The organism is Methyloceanibacter marginalis, from assembly GCF_001723295.1.
GTDB classification, from domain to species: domain Bacteria; phylum Pseudomonadota; class Alphaproteobacteria; order Rhizobiales; family Methyloligellaceae; genus Methyloceanibacter; species Methyloceanibacter marginalis.
In genome coordinates this window covers 1-1,206 of the sequence record NZ_LPWD01000397.1, presented here as the reverse complement: position 1 = coordinate 1,206, position 1,206 = coordinate 1, and the positions used below count along the sequence as shown (strand labels likewise).

Genomic DNA, 1,206 nt, shown 5'->3' with positions numbered 1-1,206 from the left:
AACGCGCAACAACAGTCTTCATTTGACACTCCCTTTTGGGTTCAGATCTTACCTAGTGGCCCCGCACCGCATTCCTGTTCACCCGGTGGAACCTGACGCGAAAGCTAACAGCCACCGGTTAGATACAGGTTAAATCGATCCAACACACACGAGGTCTTCAGGGTAAACAAAAGGGAAAGACGGAAACGCAATAATCCAGCAAATTCGCCGATTTTTGCTTCAAGTTTAGCGAAGCTTTATCTTGTCTTTACCGAGCTTTTACCACATCACGACAACAGGGGTTCCGATGGGCACTCTCTGATAGAGGTCGGCCACGTCCTGATTGAACATTCGGATGCAGCCATGGGAGACCTCCTGCCCCACCGTCCAGGGCGCGTCGGTGCCGTGGATCCGGTAGAGCGACTTGCCCAGATACATGGCGCGGACGCTAGCGGGGTTCTGCGGATGGCCGCCGGGAACATAGGCCGGGAGGTCGGGATTCTCGGCGCGCATCTCCGGCGTCGGCGTCCAACTGGGATTCACGCGCTTTTCGCTGACATAGGTCTCCCCCGACCACCGCGCGTCGCCTTTGGGCGCGCCGATCGGGTAGCTGATCGCCTGCCGCTGTGGCAGGACGAGATAGAGCCGGCGCTGACTGAACTGAACGAGGATGGTGCCCGGCGTATAGCCGGGCGGAAACGCCACCAAATGCCGCCCGGTGACGCCTTGGCGCTGGGTGGAGGCGCCGAAATCGAAGAGCCCTGCCGAGGCCTGGCCCGGCGGAAGGGCAAAAAGCATGGCTGCGGCGGCCATGGCGGGGGCCAGGCGCCGCAGATCGAGGATACGCATCACAAAACCCCCGTCTGACTTACACGCTTCCTTGTGGGCTGATTCTGGTTAGCGAAGTGCAAACGGCTGTCCTGGCGCGAGAAAGACGCGCGGGACTCCGGCTTTCCTCCGGCTTTGGAGCGTGCCGCCTTGACTCATCCCCGACTCAAGAGTAAGAACAAAACAGGAACGAGAGTGGAGTGTAGTGATGCGTAACAACGTTCCAGACGGCGATCCCAGTACCCTCGTTCCGCCGTCTGGCGTTGAGAAAAGAGCAGGCGGACCAACGGGTAGGGTCCTGATTGAGCAGCTACGCGCTTCGATCCGTGCGCTTGAGCAGGTTCCCGTGTCTCTGGCCACACCCCCCGCACCGGGCGCGGCCCTTCCCCGTCCCGCCTG

The 1,206-nt window shown here is 60.6% G+C and carries 1 protein-coding gene; it reads right to left on the bottom strand.

What is annotated here, in order from left to right:
• Positions 1–258: 258 nt before the first annotated feature.
• Positions 259–828: a L,D-transpeptidase gene (locus AUC71_RS13505; protein WP_069624662.1), complete on the bottom strand. Its 570-nt coding sequence runs from the start codon at positions 826–828 to the stop codon at positions 259–261.
• Positions 829–1,206 lie beyond the last annotated feature (378 nt).

Coding starts and splice junctions, on each gene's coding strand:
- AUC71_RS13505 (WP_069624662.1), bottom strand. CDS start 828: ATGCGTATCCTCGATCTGCGGCGCCTGGCCCCCGCCATGGCCGCCGCA.